18 protein-coding genes are annotated in these 19,416 nt (G+C 36.5%); 14 read left to right on the forward strand and 4 right to left on the reverse strand.

The window, feature by feature from the left end:
- The first annotated feature begins 136 nt into the window (after positions 1-136).
- Positions 137-1,294: a hypothetical protein gene (locus KDN24_RS05990; RefSeq protein WP_409971444.1), complete on the forward strand. Its 1,158-nt coding sequence runs from the start codon at positions 137-139 to the stop codon at positions 1,292-1,294.
- Between the two features lie 53 nt (positions 1,295-1,347).
- On the opposite strand, the gene KDN24_RS05995 is transcribed toward KDN24_RS05990, so the two are convergent.
- Positions 1,348-2,580 (reverse strand): aminopeptidase, encoded by a 1,233-nt coding sequence (locus tag KDN24_RS05995; protein ID WP_409971445.1) that lies wholly within the window; start codon positions 2,578-2,580, stop codon positions 1,348-1,350.
- 671 nt (positions 2,581-3,251) lie between these two features.
- On the opposite strand from KDN24_RS05995, the gene KDN24_RS06000 reads away from it, so the two are divergent.
- From KDN24_RS06000 to hutH, 3 genes are all read left to right on the forward strand, one after another.
- Positions 3,252-3,776 carry a hypothetical protein gene (locus KDN24_RS06000; protein ID WP_409971446.1) on the forward strand — a complete coding sequence of 175 codons (525 nt, stop codon included), beginning with the start codon at positions 3,252-3,254 and terminating at the stop codon, positions 3,774-3,776.
- Positions 3,777-4,563: 787 nt separating this feature from the next.
- Positions 4,564-6,753, forward strand: a complete 2,190-nt coding sequence (locus KDN24_RS06005) for a DNA topoisomerase III (RefSeq protein WP_409971447.1) — start codon at positions 4,564-4,566, stop codon at positions 6,751-6,753.
- Between the two features lie 290 nt (positions 6,754-7,043).
- Positions 7,044-8,543 (forward strand): histidine ammonia-lyase, encoded by a 1,500-nt coding sequence (gene hutH / locus KDN24_RS06010; protein WP_409971448.1) that lies wholly within the window; start codon positions 7,044-7,046, stop codon positions 8,541-8,543.
- Positions 8,544-8,613: 70 nt separating this feature from the next.
- Here the strand turns inward: hutH and KDN24_RS06015 are convergent, their stop codons facing one another.
- Both KDN24_RS06015 and KDN24_RS06020 read right to left on the reverse strand, forming a co-directional pair.
- On the reverse strand, positions 8,614-8,793 hold the full coding sequence (locus KDN24_RS06015; protein ID WP_409971449.1) for a hypothetical protein: 180 nt from the start codon (positions 8,791-8,793) through the stop codon (positions 8,614-8,616).
- A gap of 84 nt (positions 8,794-8,877) precedes the next feature.
- Entirely contained in the window at positions 8,878-9,048 is a 171-nt protein-coding gene (locus tag KDN24_RS06020; protein ID WP_409971450.1) for a CotG/ExsB N-terminal domain-containing protein, read from the reverse strand.
- Positions 9,049-9,205: 157 nt separating this feature from the next.
- Here KDN24_RS06020 and KDN24_RS06025 point away from each other — a divergent pair, with 157 nt between their 5' ends.
- The 6 genes from KDN24_RS06025 to motB all read left to right on the forward strand — a co-directional run bounded on the left by KDN24_RS06025 (position 9,206) and on the right by motB (position 14,369).
- Positions 9,206-10,300, forward strand: coding sequence for a CotH kinase family protein (locus KDN24_RS06025; RefSeq protein ID WP_409971451.1), 1,095 nt, complete (start codon positions 9,206-9,208; stop codon positions 10,298-10,300).
- A 203-nt stretch (positions 10,301-10,503) separates the two neighbouring features.
- Positions 10,504-10,671 carry a hypothetical protein gene (locus tag KDN24_RS06030; protein WP_409971452.1) on the forward strand — a complete coding sequence of 56 codons (168 nt, stop codon included), beginning with the start codon at positions 10,504-10,506 and terminating at the stop codon, positions 10,669-10,671.
- Positions 10,672-11,123: 452 nt separating this feature from the next.
- Positions 11,124-11,378: a hypothetical protein gene (locus KDN24_RS06035; protein WP_409970504.1), complete on the forward strand. Its 255-nt coding sequence runs from the start codon at positions 11,124-11,126 to the stop codon at positions 11,376-11,378.
- Positions 11,320-12,582 (forward strand): group II intron reverse transcriptase/maturase, encoded by a 1,263-nt coding sequence (gene ltrA / locus KDN24_RS06040; protein ID WP_491348469.1) that lies wholly within the window; start codon positions 11,320-11,322, stop codon positions 12,580-12,582. Before KDN24_RS06035 ends, ltrA begins: the two co-directional genes overlap by 59 nt.
- Positions 12,583-12,808: 226 nt before the next feature.
- Complete coding sequence (gene motA / locus KDN24_RS06045) at positions 12,809-13,603, forward strand: flagellar motor stator protein MotA (protein ID WP_409972199.1); 795 nt, start codon at positions 12,809-12,811, stop codon at positions 13,601-13,603.
- Complete coding sequence (motB, locus tag KDN24_RS06050) at positions 13,596-14,369, forward strand: flagellar motor protein MotB (protein ID WP_409972198.1); 774 nt, start codon at positions 13,596-13,598, stop codon at positions 14,367-14,369. Before motA ends, motB begins: the two co-directional genes overlap by 8 nt.
- Positions 14,370-14,602: 233 nt before the next feature.
- Here motB and KDN24_RS06055 read toward each other — a convergent pair whose 3' ends face one another.
- Positions 14,603-15,805: an MFS transporter gene (locus tag KDN24_RS06055; protein ID WP_409972197.1), complete on the reverse strand. Its 1,203-nt coding sequence runs from the start codon at positions 15,803-15,805 to the stop codon at positions 14,603-14,605.
- A gap of 237 nt (positions 15,806-16,042) precedes the next feature.
- Here KDN24_RS06055 and nosD point away from each other — a divergent pair, with 237 nt between their 5' ends.
- Genes nosD through KDN24_RS06075 form a run of 4 tightly spaced genes read left to right on the forward strand, consistent with a single transcriptional unit; the run spans position 16,043 to position 19,407 of the window.
- Positions 16,043-17,404: a nitrous oxide reductase family maturation protein NosD gene (gene nosD / locus KDN24_RS06060; protein WP_409972196.1), complete on the forward strand. Its 1,362-nt coding sequence runs from the start codon at positions 16,043-16,045 to the stop codon at positions 17,402-17,404.
- Positions 17,401-17,862 (forward strand): nitrous oxide reductase accessory protein NosL, encoded by a 462-nt coding sequence (locus KDN24_RS06065; protein WP_409972195.1) that lies wholly within the window; start codon positions 17,401-17,403, stop codon positions 17,860-17,862. Before nosD ends, KDN24_RS06065 begins: the two co-directional genes overlap by 4 nt.
- On the forward strand, positions 17,859-18,683 hold the full coding sequence (locus tag KDN24_RS06070; protein WP_409972194.1) for an ABC transporter permease: 825 nt from the start codon (positions 17,859-17,861) through the stop codon (positions 18,681-18,683). The genes KDN24_RS06065 and KDN24_RS06070 overlap by 4 nt, the downstream gene beginning before the upstream one ends.
- A complete protein-coding gene (locus KDN24_RS06075) occupies positions 18,676-19,407 on the forward strand; it encodes an ABC transporter ATP-binding protein (RefSeq protein ID WP_409972193.1) in 732 nt (243 codons plus the stop codon). Before KDN24_RS06070 ends, KDN24_RS06075 begins: the two co-directional genes overlap by 8 nt.
- Positions 19,408-19,416 lie beyond the last annotated feature (9 nt).

The raw sequence follows: 19,416 nt of genomic DNA on the forward strand, positions 1-19,416 counted from the left end.
GTACAGAAGTGAAATGATAGGAAAATGGATAAATTTTTAGATTTGTAGATTTCGCTTCTATTTGTTACAATTTTAACAAGAAATATTTCAATTCTATTACAAAGAGAAAAAATGATTTACTTACTAGGGAGATTTTATGAAAAACTATTTATATATACTATCTTTAATGTTGTTTTCGGGAGCTCTAGCAGGATGTTCCAATGAAACAATTGCTTTAACAAATGCAATGCAGGATAAACAAGAAACACAAAAAGAAGCCAAAAGAAAACAAGCGATCATGTCAGAAGGAAAAGAGCAAAAAGATACAGGATGGCTGAAGGAGAATTCTCATTTTCAATTCGAGGTAAAAGACGGTGAATTTATTTATACTTTATTCCTTTTTGCTGAGGATGAAATGAGTAAACTTGTCCGAAAAGAACAATATTATTCAGGTCATTATTCTGTCTATTTAGCTGAAAAAGACTCGACAGTCGCCTATAAGCAAAATATTCTGCAAGAAATGGAAGAATTAACTTTTCATTTTTCTTCTGAACAAGTTTATCCATTGAATATTGGGAATAAAACACTTATTGGAATTCTACAGCCTCAAGATGCAAATAATTCAACTCCTTTATTATTAGCAGTAAAAGATGGAGAGGTAAAGATTGTTCAAACTGCAGATATCTTACCATCGATTTATGGATATGAGATGAAGGCAATAAATCAGAAATACTTGCAAACGGCCCATATTCAAACGAATAATGAATGGAAATTTGTTACATGGGAATATGATAATGATGCCATGAAGCTAATAAAAATAGATGAGTCTGATTTGGCGAAAAGCGATCAGGCTGAGCTTTTTGATCAGGATTGGTACAGTCTATGGAGTGAAAAAAGAGAGAATTATTTTCCTTACTTGAATCTAGAGCTAAATGGGGATGTGATTGAGAAAGCAAAGCAAGGCATCCCGTTGGGAAGTCCTTATCCAATTGGCACAAATATTTCTAATATAAAAAAGGCTGCCCCGAATTTTATGATGGAAGGAATTCAAGAGGGAGTTCCATTTGTCATGTATCCTGAATTTACTTATTTTTATAATGAAGCATCAGGAATTGTAACAGCTGTTTCGATCCCTGGTGAGCGAATGAAGATGACAATGGATGAAATCATCCGTTTGTTTGGGGAACCTGATTTTGAAGGTTATGATGGGTTCAGCCAAAATCGAAAGGCTATTTATGTTGCAGACAAATATACAATTGAAGTGAAGACGAATGTCAATGAAGAAGTAAACAGTATCGATTTACAAAAAAAATAATAGAAGAAAAGCCATTTCACATCGCATGATGTGAAATGGCTATTTTTGATCCTCTAGAATGCCCAGTCTCCATTGCGGAAGATTGGCTCCACTTTCCCATCTTTTGTTACACCATCAATGTCCATTTCAGCAGATCCAATCATAAAATCAACATGTGTTAAGCTATCGTTCAAGCCATGTTCCTTTAATTCTTCGCTAGACATTTGCTTGCCACCTTCAAGACAGAAAGCATAAGCACTGCCGATTGCCAAATGGTTTGAAGCATTTTCATCAAACAATGTGTTATAGAAGAGAAGGTTTGACTTGGAAATTGGTGAATTGTAGGGAACTAGTGCCACTTCTCCAAGATAGTGAGAGCCTTCATCTGTTTCAACAAGCTGTTTCAGAATAGCTTCGCCTTCTTCAGCTTTTACGTCGATAATCCGACCATCTTCAAAGGTAATTGTAAAGTTATCGATAATATTGCCGCCATAGCTTAACGGTTTTGTACTAGAAACGGTACCGTTCACACCTGATTTTAATGGAGTTGTAAATACTTCCTCCGTCGGCATATTGGCCATAAATTCGTCGCCTTTTTCATTTATGCTTCCAGCACCACACCATAGGTGTTTTTCAGGAAGCTCAATTGTAAGGTCAGTGCCAGGAGCTTTATAATGTAATTGTTTATAACGTTTATTGTTTAAATAGTCCACTTTTTCATGAAGTGTTTGATCATGTTTTTTCCATTCTGTGATCGGGTTATCTACATCCACTCGTGTTGCTTTGAAAATAGCGTTCCAAAGCATTTCTACTCTTTCCTCAGCTGGAGTGTTAGGGAATACTTTATCAGCCCATGCCTGTGACGGAGCAGCGATAACAGTCCAGCTTACTTTATCCGACATCATCATTTTTCGATAGTTCGCCAGAGCTTTCCCTGCTGTTTTTTGGAAATTAGCAATTCGTTCTGATTTTACTCCTTTTAGCAAATCAGGGCTTGAAGAAACGATAGACATAAATGCAGCACCATTTGCAGCTAATTCTTCAACCTCTTGTGCACGCCATTTAGGATATTCTTTAAAAGCTTCATCAGGAGCAAGGTCATATTTTGCTCGTGAAACAATGTCATCACTCCAGTTCACGACAACATTATACGCACCAGCTTCATAAGCATTTTTAACGATTAAACGAACGAGCTCAGCTGAGTCAAGTGCAGTATTAATAACAAGAGTTTGGTCCTTTTGAATATTAACACCAACCTTAACAGCAAGCTCAGCATATTTTTCTAGATTTTTTTGAAAATTAGTCATTATGTAGTCTCCTTTGTCAGAGTTTTCCTATTTATTGTAACTTTTTCATTTGAAAAAAGAAACTTTTAAGTAAAATTTCTTATATGGATTTTTTATTTATCGCAAACTTATTTGGTTTTTCTGAAATCAGATTGAATGACTTCATTTGTATATACAGGAATGAGCAGCTAATACTCTGCAACAATAAATAGAAGGAAGGGGATATCTCGAAAGATAACCCCATAGTCTTTTACTTGGTCCATGGAGAAAATGTCGAAAATTCAGAATGTTAATTTTACAAAATATACGTTATTGTAAGAGATGTACTAGTTCAACTGAAAATTGGTATAAACTTCCGAATCATTTGATTATAAGGAATACTTTGGAGATGTCGCTTACACTTTTCAATCTACGGTAAAAGCTAAGTATAGTGATGGGACTACGTCGGACGATTTGAATTATGGTTATCAATGGGGTAATACCGTTCAATAAAAACAGAAAAGAGTGAAGGAATACGAAGAAATTAGGGTTAGTCACTTCATTATTTATGTAGTTAAAGTAATACTACTCTTGGCTCTAGATTTAATGTTTCATGGAGTACCTATAGTTATCATTCAAATGATGGATTTGCGACTGCAAAATATAGTTTAGATACAGTTCATTAGTTTCTAAATTAAGGGAGGTAGAGAGTTATGAAAAAAGGGGTTATTTTAATAACCGGATTAGTTTTGCTATTACTTGGAGCAAGTGTTGGAACAGCTAGTGAAAAAGGGTTCTTTGCTTTTGAAAATGCTTTAGAAAAACCTTTGAGTATTGAAGAACAAAAAAAGAAAGAGATTGTTGATAATGCAAATAAGCAGTTTTTGGCAGAAGTTAATCAGGATATTCAAAAGTCATTAAATTTGGATGTTAAGGGTTTTGAGGAAATAGAATTGAGTGTTTTGTATACTATTGAAGAATATAAAGATCTCGGACGTTTGGTTATGGAAGTTATGGATAAACTAGAAATTGGTGATGTTCAACCAACACTTTATAAAAATGAAGATAAGGTCCTGATTATGTATAAGAAAGCAGATGGTTCAAATGTTGTACACAAATATAAGCTCGACAATGAAACGGAGAAGTGGGAAAAGACCCAAAAAGATGGTGCTAAAGGAAGAAGTATTGTCCATCCATTGGATAGAGTAAATGTCCCGCCAGCTGAAAGTAAAAAATAGTTTTTTAGTAAATGAAAGAAGGGGAGTATTTTTGCTCCTTTTTTAAAGTATGGGACAAAAGTGAAATAAATAAAGCTGAAAAAGATATTCAGCGGAATTTAGATAAAAATGATCTTCAGGATTACACCCTAAAAATAAATGAAAAAGAATAATATCTACAATAAAATTAATATCCTCTTAGAATAAATTAGATATTATTGAAATAGAGAATAATGAAACAATAAATATTTGGAAAAAAATAAAGGGATGCTCTATAAGTGATATGCTCCCTAACTTATCAGATTTGGCATCAATTCATATTTCAGATGGATGGGTCAATTATACTAGAAATTAGATTATAGTGTAGTGGTCTTTAATGAAGTAAATGAAGCCTGATTTCTCACAAGTAACACAGAGAAATTAGGCTTTTTACTATTTGGAATTCAAAATGGTTTTAGTGCATTTGAACTAATTTAAATGATTAAAGCCCTGTTTAAGAAAAATAAAAAGAGATGGGAAACAGAAGAATAAGAATTAGGGAATCCAAAGATTATATTCAAGTTATGGAATATAAAGAAGTTATTAATCATTTGGAACGGGAACACCAAAAGGTAATATTAATTAACGCTTCCCCGATTTCATTTTTTAGAATATTGCTATCATACTACTATTGTTTTAAAAAAAACAAGATTTTTTAGAACGGCTCTAACCTTCATGTAAGGTTAGTTTTTAAATAATTATTCATATATAATGAAAGGAAGTCGGGAAAATAAATTGAAAAGAAGAACCGAAAGGATGTTTTTATTAGGTGAAGAAAAGTGTAGTTATTGCTGAAAAGCCTTCTGTTGCACGGGACATTGCTCGTGTATTGAATTGTCATAAAAAAGGAAATGGCTATCTAGAAGGAGATAAATATATTGTGACGTGGGCATTAGGACACCTCGTGACATTAGCGGATCCAGAGAACTATGATGTGAAATATAAGACATGGAATTTAGAGGATTTGCCAATGCTGCCTGAGCGATTAAAGTTGACCGTCATCAAACAGACTGGGAAGCAGTTTCAAGCGGTTAAAAGCCAACTAATTAGAAATGATGTTGGCGAAATAATCGTGGCAACGGATGCAGGAAGAGAGGGTGAATTAGTCGCACGTTGGATTATTGATAAAGCGAAGGTGAATAAACCGATTAAACGGTTATGGATTTCTTCTGTTACAGATAAAGCGATTAAAGATGGCTTTGCCCATTTAAAGCCCGGCAAACTATATGAAAATTTATATGCTTCTGCAGTTGCACGTTCAGAAGCAGATTGGTATATCGGCTTGAATGCGACCCGTGCACTAACGACTAAATTCAATGCTCAACTTAACTGTGGCCGTGTACAAACTCCGACTGTTGCGATGATTGCCGCACGTGAGGAAGAGATAAAGAATTTTAAGCCACAAACATATTACGGGATTGAAGCAGTAACAAATACAAAATTAAAGTTAACTTGGCAGGATAAACAAGGAAATAGCCGCAGCTTTAATAAAGAATTGGTCGATGGCATTGTCATAACGCTCGGTCGTAAGGAAACAATCGTAACAGAAATTGAACGCAAGCCAAAAAAATCATTCGCGCCAGGCCTATATGATTTAACAGAATTACAAAGAGATGCAAATAAAATCTTTGGTTATTCAGCAAAGGAAACATTAAACATTATGCAAAAGCTATATGAACAGCATAAAGTTTTAACATATCCTCGTACAGATTCGCGCTATTTATCGTCAGACATCATAAATACGCTGCCAGAGCGCTTAAAAGCATGTGGGATTGGTGAGTACCGTCCTTTAGCAAATAAGGTTTTAACAAAACCGATTAAAGTAACGAAATCCTTTGTAGATGACAGTAAAGTAACCGATCATCACGCCATCATTCCGACAGAAGGCTACGTGAATTTCTCAGCCTTCTCAGACAAGGAACGCAAAATCTATGATCTTGTCGTCAAAAGATTCTTAGCCGTTTTATTTCCTGCATTTGAGTATGAACAGTTAACTTTACGAGCAAAAATGGGCGAGAAAAGCTTTGTTGCACGTGGAAAAACAATTTTACATCTAGGCTGGAAAGAAGTGTATGGCAATCATTTTGAAGAGGAAGAATCAACAGATGATTTAAAAGAACAGATTTTCCCTCAGATTGAAAAAGGGGATAAATTAAATGTAAAGCTCATCACGCAAACATCAGGACAAACGAAGCCGCCTGCCCATTTTAATGAAGCAACTTTATTATCTGCAATGGAAAATCCGACGAAGTATATGAAAACGGGTGATAAGAAACTGGCAGATACGTTAAAATCAACTGGAGGGTTAGGGACGGTTGCGACACGAGCTGATATTATTGATAAACTGTTCAACTCATTCATGATTGAAAAGCGTGGAGGCAAAGAAATTTTCATTACGTCTAAAGGTCGCCAATTACTCAACTTAGTACCAGAGGAATTAAAATCTCCTGCCCTTACCGCAGAATGGGAAATGAAATTGGAGCAAATTGCAAAGGGACAGTTAAAAAAAGAGCGATTTATTAGTGAAATGATCAATTATACGAAGGAAATTGTTGCCGAAATAAAAAATAGTGATAAAAAGTATAAACATGACAATATTTCAACGAAAACTTGTCCTGATTGCGGAAAACCGATGCTAGAAGTGAATGGCAAAAAAGGAAAGATGCTCGTATGCCAAGATCGTGAATGTGGCTACCGAAAAAATGTTGCACGACTTACAAATGCTCGTTGTCCACAATGCCATAAAAAACTTGAGCTGCGTGGAGAAGGGGATGGGCAAATCTTCACATGTAAATGTGGTTATCGTGAAAAGCTATCTGCTTTTGAAGCACGACGGAAAAAAGAATCAAAAGGAAAAGTAGATAAACGTACAGTCCAAAAATATTTAAAACAGCAAAAACAAGAAGAGCCAATTAATAACGCATTGGCAGAGGCATTAAAGGGGTTCAAGTTAGAATAAGTAAATAAAGTGATGACTATCTTTAATAGAAAGCTGTTACTGCAATAAAATTCCCTTTAGCCTATTAACAATCTAATAATCTAACTTGTTAAAAATTGTAAAAGAAAGATTGACAACTGGTTAAATAAAAGCATAAGATTAATTATATTCGGAAAAATTCCTAATAGGGTTGATGAAGATGCTAAATCATGTTCGAATGGTAAATAAAATGAACAAAAAGGCTGAGTTTCAAACGTTTGTTTGAGACTCAGCCTTTTCTTTATCTCACTAATGTATTGAGGAGGAAGAAAATGGTTGTATTAACTGGACAAACACTAACTTTAAATGAAGTAAAAAAGGTACTGTTCAATATGGAAGAAGTCGTTGCTTCCGAAGAGAGCATGGAGGCAGTAAAAAAGAGCCATGCTGCTGTTACAAAAATCGTAAAAGAGGAACGAGTTATTTATGGAATTAATACCGGATTTGGAAAATTTAGCGATGTATTAATTAATCAAAAGGATGTAAAGGATTTACAGTTGAATTTGATTCGCTCCCATGCGTGTGGAGTTGGCGAGCCATTTCCAGAGTCTGTTTCACGGGCAATGGTCGTTTTGCGAGCAAATGCTTTATTGAAAGGTTTTTCAGGTGTACGACCTGAGCTTATCGAGAGATTGCTTGAGCTTGTAAATAAGCAGATTCATCCCGTTATTCCACAGCAAGGATCGCTTGGAGCAAGTGGTGACTTAGCACCACTATCCCATCTTGCATTAGTTCTCGTTGGGGAAGGAGAAGTATATTATAAAGGAAATCGAAGACCTGCACTTGAGGTTTTAACAGAAGAAGGATTGACCCCTCTTACTTTAGAAGCGAAGGAAGGGCTAGCATTAATAAATGGTACCCAGGCTATGACTGCCATGGGCATTGTTGCCTTTTTGGAAGCGGAAAAGCTTAGCTATCAAAGTGAGTTAATTGCAGCTGTCACGATGGAAGGTTTAAATGGAATTATTGATGCTTTTGATGAAAAAGTTCATCGGGCAAGGGGCTATCATCAGCAGGTCGATACAGCAAGAAGAATGAGAGAGTATTTGGCAGATAGTAAATTAATTTCTAGGCAAGGGGACATTCGCGTTCAAGATGCTTATTCAATTCGTTGCATTCCCCAAGTTCATGGTGCGACATTTCAAGCACTAGATTATGTAAAGGAAAAGCTAGAAATTGAAATGAATGCAGCAACAGATAATCCACTGATTTTTGATGATGGAGAGAGTGTCATTTCCGGTGGAAATTTCCATGGCCAGCCAATTGCACTAGCAATGGATTTTATGAAAATTGCGGTCGCAGAGCTTGCGAATATTTCGGAAAGAAGAATTGAGCGATTAGTAAATCCACAGCTTAATGATTTACCGCCATTTTTAAGTCCAGAGCCAGGCTTGCAATCAGGTGCAATGATTATGCAATATTGTGCTGCAGCATTAGTTTCCGAGAATAAAACATTGGCACATCCAGCAAGTGTCGACTCCATTCCTTCCTCGGCAAATCAAGAGGATCATGTGAGTATGGGTACAATTGCAGCAAGGCATGCCTATCAAATCATCCAAAATGTCAATAATGTTCTTGCGATCGAGCTTATTTGCGCCTTACAGGCAGCAGAATATAAAGGTTATGAGAAAATGGCTGCGACAACGAAAGAGTTTTATTTAGAAGCGAGAAAAACAATCCCTTCTATCTCAAAGGACAGAATCTTTGCTAAAGATATTGAAGCTTGTTCAGCATGGCTGAAAGCTTTTGATATGGCATCTCTAACACGATAGAATAGAGCAGGGTCTAGCATTTTGGTTTCTAGACCCTGCTTTCTATATTTAAGCTGACTCTATTGAATCATTATTTTTCACGAAATTCAGTTCCATCATGACCTTCAATGCGGTTTTTAAATGCCTCTTGAATAACAAGAAATTCTTCATCTTCTTGTGCTTCAGTTGCTTTTCCTTCGATTACAGCATTTTTAGGGAAATTGCCAGGATGCTGCTTTTTTTTGTGATTAAAATTTTCTCCACGAGACATGTTATACGCTCCCTTCATCATTCTTTTAGTAGCTTACCCTTTAATAAAATTCCTATGTAAAAAGCTCTGCATGAGCAAAGCTTTTTAATCCTTTTTTTCATAATCGTTTTCTGTTTGTACTTGATTAAGCGTATTCTTATCGGACTGCCTTGATCTTCTTGGAGAAAGTGGCTCTTGATAAAGAAACTTTTCCATTCCAGCAGCAATCACTTCATTAACTGCCTGACGAATATCATCCTCACTATATTTTTTCAAAAGCTCATCATCCCTTCTTTTCCTTTATATAGCATACGATTTTTAGCGGAGGTTTGACTTAGACGAAAGCATATTCTAGGAAAGCAGAATAATTAGGAATGTCACCCTTCAGATGTTTGTCATACGATTAAATAACGGCAAACGAAGGGTGATTAAATTGAAAAATGAAGAGATACCTATTTATAAGTTGTTTATTAACCCAAAAGATCTCATTGATTTGAAGAAAGATATTTGGTCTGATAAATCTGTAATCGGGAAATTAAATATAAATCAAAAAAAGCATGATATCGATATTAAATATAGAGGATATTATGTTCGGGAGTTTAAGAAGAAATCGTATCATATCCAGTTTTATAAGCCTAAAACATGGAATGGTGCAAAGGAACTTCATTTAAACGCGGAATATAAGGATCATTCTTTACTCAGAAATAAGCTTTCCTTTGATTTCTTTTCCTCCATTGGAGTTATGACGCCAGCTGCAGAGTATGTTTTTCTAGTGTTAAATGGAAAACAAGAAGGCGTGTATTTGCAGTTAGAATCTGTAGATGAATACTTCTTTAAAAAAAGAAGTATTCCAGTCGCATCCGTTTTCTATGCGATTGATGGTGATGCCAATTTTTCGTTAATAAGTGAATATGATAATGCCCCAAAACGCTCTCTAGGAATGGGGTATGAAATAAAATACGGATTGGACGAAGAAATTTTGTTCTTACAAGAATTTATTTTTAAAGCAAATACACTATTAAGAGAAGAATTTGAACGAGAAATTGGAAATTACATGGATGTGGAAAAGTATTTACTATGGCTTGCAGGGGTAGTATGTACTCAAAACTTTGATGGGTTTGTCCAAAATTACGCCTTGTGTAGAAATGGAGATAGGGGCTTATTTGAGATTCTGCCATGGGATTATGATGCAACATGGGGGAGAGATGTTCATGGGGAAATTATGGAATATGACTATGTACGAATAGAAGGATTTAATACGTTATCAGCGAGAATTCTCGATGTCCCTTCTTTTAGAGAAAGATATTATAATAACTTGCTTCAAATCCTCAATCACCAATTCGCAGTCGACTTTATGCAGCCTAAAATAATGGAATTACACTCCCTTCTTCGACCATTTGTGTTAAAGGACCCTTATAAAAAAGATCATATTGAACAATTTGATATGGAACCAGAGTTTATTTGTGATTATATTGCAGATAGAAATAACTATATGAAAAGTGAACTTAAAAAACTTAGCTATCCCTAATTTAGGCGAATATTGCTTGATTATTGATTAAAATGGGCGGTTTTCTCTAGGTGGTTGTCCATACAAAGCGACAGTGGGAGCATATCTTATAGTAGTCAAAAGAAAGGAGGGAATGTAAATGTCTATGTCCCATCAACCAGAACACGACGGAAGAAGACGAGTCATTAATGCTGAAGAAGTGAATATTAATGCTAACAGAGTAAATGTATTCTCAAATCGGAGAACTGATCGGAGAACTGATCGGAGAAGTTGTCGTAGAAGTGATCGTAGAAGACGTAGTGATTGTTGCTGTAGAAGACGCAGAAGTGATTTTTGTTGCAGAAGAAGAGGTTGTTTCTTCTTCTAAAATAATATTGTTGAAAACTGACTAAGCAAAACAAGCAACAGTCGTATGAAAGCTAATGTGTATACAGTTTTCATAAAAAGTGACGAACAAAAAGACAGGGGTATGTAGCCCTGTCTTTTTTTCGTGCGCCCAGCATGGGTGCAATCTATAGGGTGAAAGTCCTGAACTGTGAAGGCAGAAGTAGCAGTAGCTTAACGCAAGGGTGTCTGTGGTGACGCAGAATCTGAAGGAAGCGGGCGGCAAACCTCCGGTCTGAGGAACACGAACTTCATATGAGGCTAGGTATCATTGGACGAGTTTGCGAAACAAAACAAAGTCCTTTCTGTCGAAGGTGATACAGAGTAAATGAAGCAGATAGGTGGAGGGAAAGATTGCACTCTTACCTGGGGAGGTCTGATGAGAACATGAAGTACCCTTCATAACCTACTTGGCGACAAGTAGCTGAATCATCAGAAGTCAGCAGAGGTCATAGTACAAATGGGTCTAGAACCATTTGGAAGGACTGAACAATTAAGAGAGAATAGCCCTTGGCATGCCGTTCTGGATGATGGAACACAGAAAACAGAGAAACCTCACATGATGAAGGTAGTGGTGAATCCCATGAGGTGCTTCATGGAGGGTGTAGTTCAGGCGGTTATAAGAAGACAAGTTATTCACGGAAAGGAACGAAATGGTGAAATTGAATCAAATTTTAGCACGACTGAATATGATACAAGCACTCAAGCGAGTTGAGGCGAATAAAGGAAGCCATGGAGTAGACATGATGCCCGTAAAATCCTTACGAGAGCACATCCTCGAAAATTGGGAATCCATTAAATCGCAGATTCTAGCGGGAACCTATGAACCGCAACCGGTGCGTCGTGTCGAAATCCCGAAACCAGACGGCGGTGTGCGTTTACTAGGTATCCCCACCGTGACAGACCGTTTGATTCAACAAGCTATATCGCAGATATTATCAGAGGAATATGATCCAATATTTTCGGATAATAGCTATGGATTTCGACCAAATCGGAGTGCCCATGACGCTGTCCGAAAAGCGAAAGGTTATTTGAAAGAAGGATATCGATGGGTTGTCGATATGGACTTAGAAAAGTTCTTTGACAAAGTCAATCATGACCGCTTAATGAGTACATTAGCGAAAAGAATTCAAGATAAGCCATTACTCAAACTCATCCGAAAATATCTCCAAGCCGGTGTCATGATAAATGGAGTGATTTCAAGTACAGAAGAAGGAACACCACAAGGTGGTCCACTCAGCCCGTTACTTTCAAACATCGTGTTAGATGAGCTCGATAAAGAATTAGAGAGACGAGGTCATAAATTCGTTCGGTACGCAGATGACTGTAATATTTACGTGAAAAGTAAACGTGCAGGCGAACGTACGATGGCAAGTGTACAGCGATTTATTGAAGGAAAACTACGACTTAAAGTAAATGAACAAAAGTCAGCAGTAGACCGACCGTGGAATCGGAAGTTCTTAGGGTTTAGTTTTACCTACCATAAAGAACCGAAGGTTCGTATTGCGAAAACAAGCCTACACCGAATGAAGAAGAAAATACGAGAAATTACCTCAAGAAAGATGCCATTTCCAATGGAATATCGCATTGAAAAACTAAATCAATATCTAACTGGCTGGTGTGGTTACTTCGCGCTCGCAGAGACACCAACAATATTTAAATCTTTAGACAGCTGGATTAAAAGAAGATTGCGAATGTGCCTTTGGAAGAATTGGAAGAGCCCTCGAACAAGAGTCAGAAATCTCGCTCGCTTTAACATTCCTTATGGAAAAGCATATGAGTGGGGAAACAGTCGAAAAGGCTACTGGCGAATTTCAAATAGCCCCATATTACACAGAACCCTCGGCATTTCCTACTGGGAAAAGCAAGGGTTAAGAAGTCTGCAAGTTCGTTACGAATCTTTGCGTTACTCATCTTAATTGAACCGCCGTATACGGAACCGTACGTACGGTGGTGTGAGAGGTCGGGGGTTAATCACCCCCTCCTACTCGATTTAAGCACGCCGAAAGACCCGCCGAAAGCAAGTTTTTCTAACAATTAATAGATTTGTTCTAAAGTTTATAAAAAAAATGTCGAAATAAGAAAGGAGTATTCATTTTTTCTAATACAAAAATTTAAAGATTTTTTAAGATAGGTGAGGGCAAAATGGATAAAACATCGATAATTGGTTTGATTTTAGGAATCATTGCAGTTGGAGTAGGAATGTTTTTAAAAGGGGTTAGCCCTATGGCTATAATAAACCCTGCTGCGTTATTAATTATTGTTCTTGGAACAGTTGCCAGTGTGACAATTGCATTTCCGACAAGTGAGATTAAAAAGGTTCCAAAATTGTTTGGTATTATTTTTAAGGAAAAGCAGCAAATGAATCCAGTTGATTTAATTAGAATGATTTCAGATTGGGCACAGTTAGCTAGAAAAGAAGGGCTGCTTGCACTTGAAGCGAAGACGAATGAAATCGACGATCCTTTCTTGAAAAATGGACTTTCTCTTGCTGTAGATGGGCAGAGCGCAGATTACATACGTGATATTTTAAATGAAGAAATTGAGGCAATGGAAGAAAGACACTCAGCTGGTGCGCAAATTTTTTCCCAAGCGGGTACCTATGCTCCTACTCTAGGAGTTCTTGGTGCTGTTATCGGGTTAATTGCAGCACTAGGAAATATGAATGACACTGACGCACTTGGTACTGCGATTAGTGCGGCATTCGTTGCAACATTATTAGGGATTTTTACTGGGTACGTTCTATGGCATCCATTTTCAAATAAGCTTATTCGAAAATCAAAGCAGGAAGCAAAACTAAAAGTCATGATGATTGAAGGTATTCTGTCTGTTCTAGAAGGAGAAGCGCCAAGAATTATTGAACAAAAACTAGCTTCATATCTACCTGCTGGGGACAAAAAGTTATTCCTTGCAGAAGGTAGTGTGAATAAAGATGAGTAGACGTAGAAAGAAAAGTAAAGAAGAGGGACATATTAATGAGTCTTGGCTGCTTCCATATGCAGATCTTTTAACTTTGCTTTTAGCTCTATTTATCGTTTTGTTTGCTATGAGTTCTGTTGATGCACAAAAATTTGAAGAGCTATCGAAAGCTTTTAATGCTGCATTCACTGGAGGAACAGGGATTTTTGAATTTCCTAAGCCTATGCCTGAATCAAAAATGCAGACAGGCGACAAAGCACAACCAGAAAAAAAGGATGAGAATAGTTTAGATATTGACAAAAGTTTACTTCAGCAGGCTGATCAAAAGGAACTTTCAGTCATTCAGCATAAAGTGAATTCCTATATTAAACAGAATGAACTATCTGGAAAATTGGATACTTCCTTAACAGATGAAGGGTTGTTAGTGTCAATTAGGGATAATGTTTTGTTTGCTCCCGGCAGTGCAGATGTAAGGGAATCAGACCTTAAAGTGGCTAATGAAATTTCAGATCTTCTTGTTATGGAGCCACCAAGAAATATTATTATTAGTGGTCATACAGATAACGTTCCAATCGGTAATGCTCCTTTTGATTCGAACTGGGAACTAAGTGTTATGAGAGCGATTAACTTTATGAAAATAATTTTGAAAAATGAAAAGCTTGATCCTAGTATGTTTAGTGCTAAAGGATTTGGTGAATTTCAGCCAGTAGCACCAAATAATACAAGTGAAGGAAAAGCAAAAAATCGAAGAGTTGAAATTTTAATTTTACCAAGAACAGCAAGCTGACCCAAAAGGTCGTTCATAACGATTTTTACGCTGAGTTGATTGGAGTGGAAGACGCGAAGACTCCTCGAAAATGCATACGCATTTTCTCGTGCGGAGATAATTCTGAGATGATTACTCAACGTCCTGCGGGAAATCAACGGACAAGTTAATAAGAACAAAAAACAAGAGAATGCCCCTAAAAGTTATCCTTTTGGGACACCTCTTGTTTTTTTTATAAATAAGTGTGTGCACTTTTATGAGATTTTAGTTTCAGATTGAACGAGCTGTTGTCGTTTCGAATCCTTATTACCATGAAGAAGATGATAGGCAACTAAAGCTAGCAAAATAACAAAAGTGAGCATGAAATAGAGTGTTGAAAGGCTAGTATGCACGGCTATCATTCCAAGTACATAAGAACCGAGACCAATTCCAGCATCGAGCATAGTAAAATATGTTGACGTTGCAAGCCCTCTTTTTTCAGGAGCAGCATTTTTGATTGCGACTGTTTGCAAACTCGGTGTAATGGTTCCGTAGCCTAATCCGATAATGGCTCCTGACAGTAGAAAGGTAAGCGGATGATGTGCTTGACTTAACAATAGCATGCCAATTGCAAAAATAATAATGGAGGGATAAATAAGTTTATTTTCCCCGTAAAGGTCAAACCATCGACCAGTGAAAGGTCTTGAAGCTAGGATAGCTGCTGCATAAACGACAAAGAAGAAACTAGCAACTTCAAGTAGACCAAGCTGTTTGGCATAGATGGAGATAAATGAAAGAATTCCAGCGTAGCTGAAAGCAAGAATTCCAGTCACCAAAGCGATTGGAATAGCACTTTTTTCGAATAGACTAGCAAATGAGACTTTGCTAGCTGTTTTTTCCTTTTCATGTTTACTTTCAGGAATCGTTGCAGTTGCTGAAAGGAGAAAAGCAATGAAGGCTAACACTGCACATAGGATAAATAGCCAATTAATAGAGGCATATTGCAAAATGGTTAAGCCGGTAAATGGCCCAATGACCATCGCTAAATTCATAAATGTTGCGTAATAGCCTAGTCCTTCCCCTTTTCGTTCATTTGGAATAATATCTGCCACAATCGCTCCTGTCGCCGTCGTTGCCATGCCAAAACCAATCCCGTTTAGAAATCGAAGTCCTAGTAAAAGAGGAAGTGAATCTGCCCAAAAATAAAAAAAGGACGAAATAGAAAATATGCTCATGGCAATCAGCAATATCTTCCTTCTTCCTATTTCATCAACCCATTTTCCTGTAATTGGTCTGCTTAGAACAGCAGCAATTAAAAATATAGAAACAATTAAACCCACTTCCGTTTCATTTCCGTGCAAATCCTCTAACACATAAATGGGTAAAGTAGTTAGTAAAATATAAAATCCTATAAAAAGAAAAAAGCTAGTGAAAGATATACTCAAAAAATCCTTTGTCCATAATGGTTGTTTTTTCATGATGTAATAAAAGACCACCTGTGTGAATAAATTAACTTTCTTACTATATAATATTTTACATAAAATGTCTAGAAAAATATTTCGGATTCCGAATTAATCCCACTAATTTATTTACCCAAACGTTCAGCTACTTCATTAATTCCCCATAGTAATTTCAATATTCTTTCACAATTTTTTGCTAGATTAATGGTGCAATATGCCATTCAAGTTTTGGAAAGTTTGCAAAGGGTGTGAATTATGAGTGAGTTGATAAAGGGGAGACGGTTTTATCTAGCTGTATTAGTTATTTTCTTAATGATTTCATCAAATGCTCGTGTTTTGGCTGCCGAGAAAATGGTCAAATCTGGCACCACATTGCAGGAAATGATTAATAATGCACAGGCTGGAGATATCGTAAAAGTTAAAAAGGGGTTATACAAGGAATCAATCGTTATCTCTAAACCGTTAACGCTTATTGCGGAAGAAGGCGTCATTATTGATGGAGATGGAAACGGGAGTGTTATCACAATAACTGCTGATGGTGTAGGTGTGAGCGGATTTGCAATACAAAACAGTGGTAAAGCGAAAGATGACAGTGGAATTGTTTTAAAGGGTGTAAATGGGGCCTTAATTGAGGCTAACAAGATGACGAATGTTTTATATGGAATTTATTCAGAGAATAGCTCAAACAATACGATTAAAAATAATGAAATTTCAAGTTTTCCTACCCATTTTTCCAAACGGGGAAATGGCATTCATCTTTATAAGGGAAAAGGAAATCTCATCGAGAATAACAAAATTGTCAATGTTCAGGACGGGATATACTTTGATTTTACGACGAATAGTCAAATTCAACAAAACATAGTTAAAGATTCAAGGTATGGCTTTCACTTCATGTTTAGTGAAGATATTATAGCTGAAAAAAATTTAATTCAAAAAAACATAACAGGCTTTATGGTGATGGATTCAAAAAATCTTCAGTTCATTCGGAATGAAATAGTTGATCAATTCCATTTCAGAGGGGTAGGAGTTCTTCTTTATGATGTAGACAACATTGTACTGGAAGAAAATAAAATTAAACAAAATAGCGCAGGTCTTTATTTTGAAAAAGCGAGATACACGCATATCAAAAGAAATATTATAGCGGCAAATCAAGTAGGCTTACAATTTAAAAGTGAAAATGAAGGAAATATATTAAGGGAAAATAATTTCATTGGAAATGTCGTTCAGTCGAAAATTGCTAATCACAATATGCGGCTTGATGACAATGAAATGGGAAACTATTGGGATGATTACACTAGCTTTGATTTAACGGGTGATGGGATTGGCGAGATTCCGTATAAAGCAGGTTCAATCTATGATCGAATTTTGCAAAAATATCCTCATTGGCAATTTTATTTTGAAAGTCCTGCGATAAAAATTTGGAATAAAGCAGAATCTATGTTTCCGTCAATTGGAACAGTAAATGTATATGATGAAAAACCGTTAGTTGAGCCAGTGAAATTGGCAGAAAATATGAAAATGAAAGAAGCTAAAACGACAATATCCACATTGTTTATTGGCCTGCTATTAATCGCTTCTTCATTATTCATTATCGTGAAGGGGAGACGAATGGGATGAAAAGAATTATTTTGCTAGTACTAGGTGTCATGTTTTTATCAGGTTGTGGCAGCGATAAATCCTTTGAGCCAGTAGAAATAAATACTGAAATTGATGTATGTGAAATATGTAATATGGGAATTGCTCACGAGTATTATGCAACAGAAATCATTTCAACAGATGGGGATGTATATAAATTTGATGATATCGGCTGTATGCTTGAGTTTTTAGAGCGTGATCAGAAGATTTCGAACGATAAGGTTGCAAAACAATATGTGAGAGATTCAGAGACAGGTGAATGGGTCGAGCTTGAACAAGCTTATCATGTTTATCATCCTGATTTTTGGACACCAATGGCAAATGGAGTTGTGACGTTCAAGGATAAGGAACAGGCTGAGAACTATATGAAGGAACAAGGAATGGGGGAGTTATATGACTATGACAGACTATTAAAGCATCAATGGGGCTGGGAGCAATGACGACTTATCAAATAGCTAGACAGCAGTTAACACTCATATTAAGAAGTAAATGGTTAGGTAGCTTTGGCATTTTGTTTGCTTTATTAGCTGTTTTTGTTACTTTCTTCGGTCATTCAGGGCAAACAGGGTATAACGGGTTCAGCCGGATGTCGGCAAGTCTCTTAAATTTAAATTTATTATTAATTCCTTTAATTGCGCTGCTAATTGGCAGTTTATTTCTCGCCGGGGACAAAGAAGACCAAGGACTTATGCTGTTATTAACGTATCCAGTATCGATCAAGACGATTTTAACCGGTAAATATGTGGGGCTTTTTCTCGCAATATGGTCAGTCATTACGTTTGGCTATGGCGCGGCAGCGATTGTTATGTTTATCGCAAATGCCGCATCCTCGATAACAGTTTTGCTATTATTCTATTGTCTTTCGCTATTATTAGCTGTCATTTTCTTAGCTTTATCAATGCTGATTGGGCTATGGTCCAAAACCCGTTTTCAAGCATTAGGATTAAGCTTAATCATATGGGCAATCAGTGTATTATTTTATGAGTTTATCGTTATGGGAATTAGTTTATTTATTACAAAGGATTGGATATTGCCAATGCTTTCAACATCTATTTTTCTTAATCCCGTTGAATTAATAAGAGTGTGGGCCATTCTATCATTAGATGGTGCATCTGTTTTTGGACCAGCATTATATGATTTAACTGTGTGGGCAAATGGCTGGATCGGAAAAAGTTTATTCATAATGGCGACTGTTTTTTGGATTAGTGTCCCCCTCCTATTTAGCCACCTTCTCATCAAAAGGAGAATCGGACATGAATAAAGATGTTTTAATCGAACTAGCCAATATAATGAAAAAATATAATGAACATAAGAGAATTGGTGAAATTTCTTTTACGGTGAATAAAGGAGAAATCCTTGCTCTTTGTGGTGGAAATGGAGCAGGTAAAAGCACACTTATTAAAATGTTGACAGGGATTATGAAACCGAGTGCTGGAATGATAAAAATCGCTAATAAACAGGCTGACACGATGAGTATGCAATATAAAGCGTTTTTTTCATATATGCCTGATGATATGGTTTTTCCAAAACAATTAACAGGTTTGGAAATCCTTAAATTTTTTGCTGTATTGCAAGGGATTGGTGAAGAGCGGGTAGAGGAAAGCTTAAGGAGGGTCGGCTTATTCGATGATCGAAATCAATTCATTAAACATTATTCAAAGGGAATGCAGCAAAGACTCTCACTTGCCCAGGCACTTCTATCAGATGCCCCCCTTTTAATTCTGGATGAACCGACGAACGGGCTTGATCCGTTTTGGGTTTTTCGTTTTAAAGAAATGATGAAAGAAGAAAAAGCAAGCGGCAAAACGATTCTTTTTTCTTCTCATATTCTTTCGATAGTTGAAGAAATTGCAGATTCTGCCGTTTTTCTTGAGGAAGGAAAGCTTCTGTACTATGAAGAAGTGGCAAAGCTTACAAAGATGAATGGAGATTATACGCCACTTGAAAAAGTATTTTTCGAAAAACAAAAAGCTGTAGGCAGATAAGAAACCGCT

The sequence above is a fragment of the Cytobacillus sp. Bva_UNVM-123 genome (assembly GCF_046351715.2).
Lineage (GTDB): Bacteria > Bacillota > Bacilli > Bacillales > Cytobacillaceae > Cytobacillus.

Excerpts from the sequence above, each read along its gene's own strand:
- KDN24_RS05990 (WP_409971444.1), top strand. The coding sequence starts at position 137 with ATGAAAAACTATTTATATATACTATCTTTAATGTTGTTTTCGGGAGCT.
- KDN24_RS05995 (WP_409971445.1), bottom strand. The coding sequence starts at position 2,580 with ATGACTAATTTTCAAAAAAATCTAGAAAAATATGCTGAGCTTGCTGTT.
- KDN24_RS06000 (WP_409971446.1), top strand. The coding sequence starts at position 3,252 with ATGAAAAAAGGGGTTATTTTAATAACCGGATTAGTTTTGCTATTACTT.
- hutH (WP_409971448.1), top strand. The coding sequence starts at position 7,044 with ATGGTTGTATTAACTGGACAAACACTAACTTTAAATGAAGTAAAAAAG.
- KDN24_RS06015 (WP_409971449.1), bottom strand. The coding sequence starts at position 8,793 with ATGTCTCGTGGAGAAAATTTTAATCACAAAAAAAAGCAGCATCCTGGC.
- KDN24_RS06030 (WP_409971452.1), top strand. The coding sequence starts at position 10,504 with ATGTATTCTCAAATCGGAGAACTGATCGGAGAACTGATCGGAGAAGTT.
- KDN24_RS06035 (WP_409970504.1), top strand. The coding sequence starts at position 11,124 with ATGGGTCTAGAACCATTTGGAAGGACTGAACAATTAAGAGAGAATAGC.
- motA (WP_409972199.1), top strand. The coding sequence starts at position 12,809 with ATGGATAAAACATCGATAATTGGTTTGATTTTAGGAATCATTGCAGTT.
- motB (WP_409972198.1), top strand. The coding sequence starts at position 13,596 with ATGAGTAGACGTAGAAAGAAAAGTAAAGAAGAGGGACATATTAATGAG.
- KDN24_RS06055 (WP_409972197.1), bottom strand. The coding sequence starts at position 15,805 with ATGAAAAAACAACCATTATGGACAAAGGATTTTTTGAGTATATCTTTC.
- nosD (WP_409972196.1), top strand. The coding sequence starts at position 16,043 with ATGAGTGAGTTGATAAAGGGGAGACGGTTTTATCTAGCTGTATTAGTT.
- KDN24_RS06065 (WP_409972195.1), top strand. The coding sequence starts at position 17,401 with ATGAAAAGAATTATTTTGCTAGTACTAGGTGTCATGTTTTTATCAGGT.
- KDN24_RS06070 (WP_409972194.1), top strand. The coding sequence starts at position 17,859 with ATGACGACTTATCAAATAGCTAGACAGCAGTTAACACTCATATTAAGA.
- KDN24_RS06075 (WP_409972193.1), top strand. The coding sequence starts at position 18,676 with ATGAATAAAGATGTTTTAATCGAACTAGCCAATATAATGAAAAAATAT.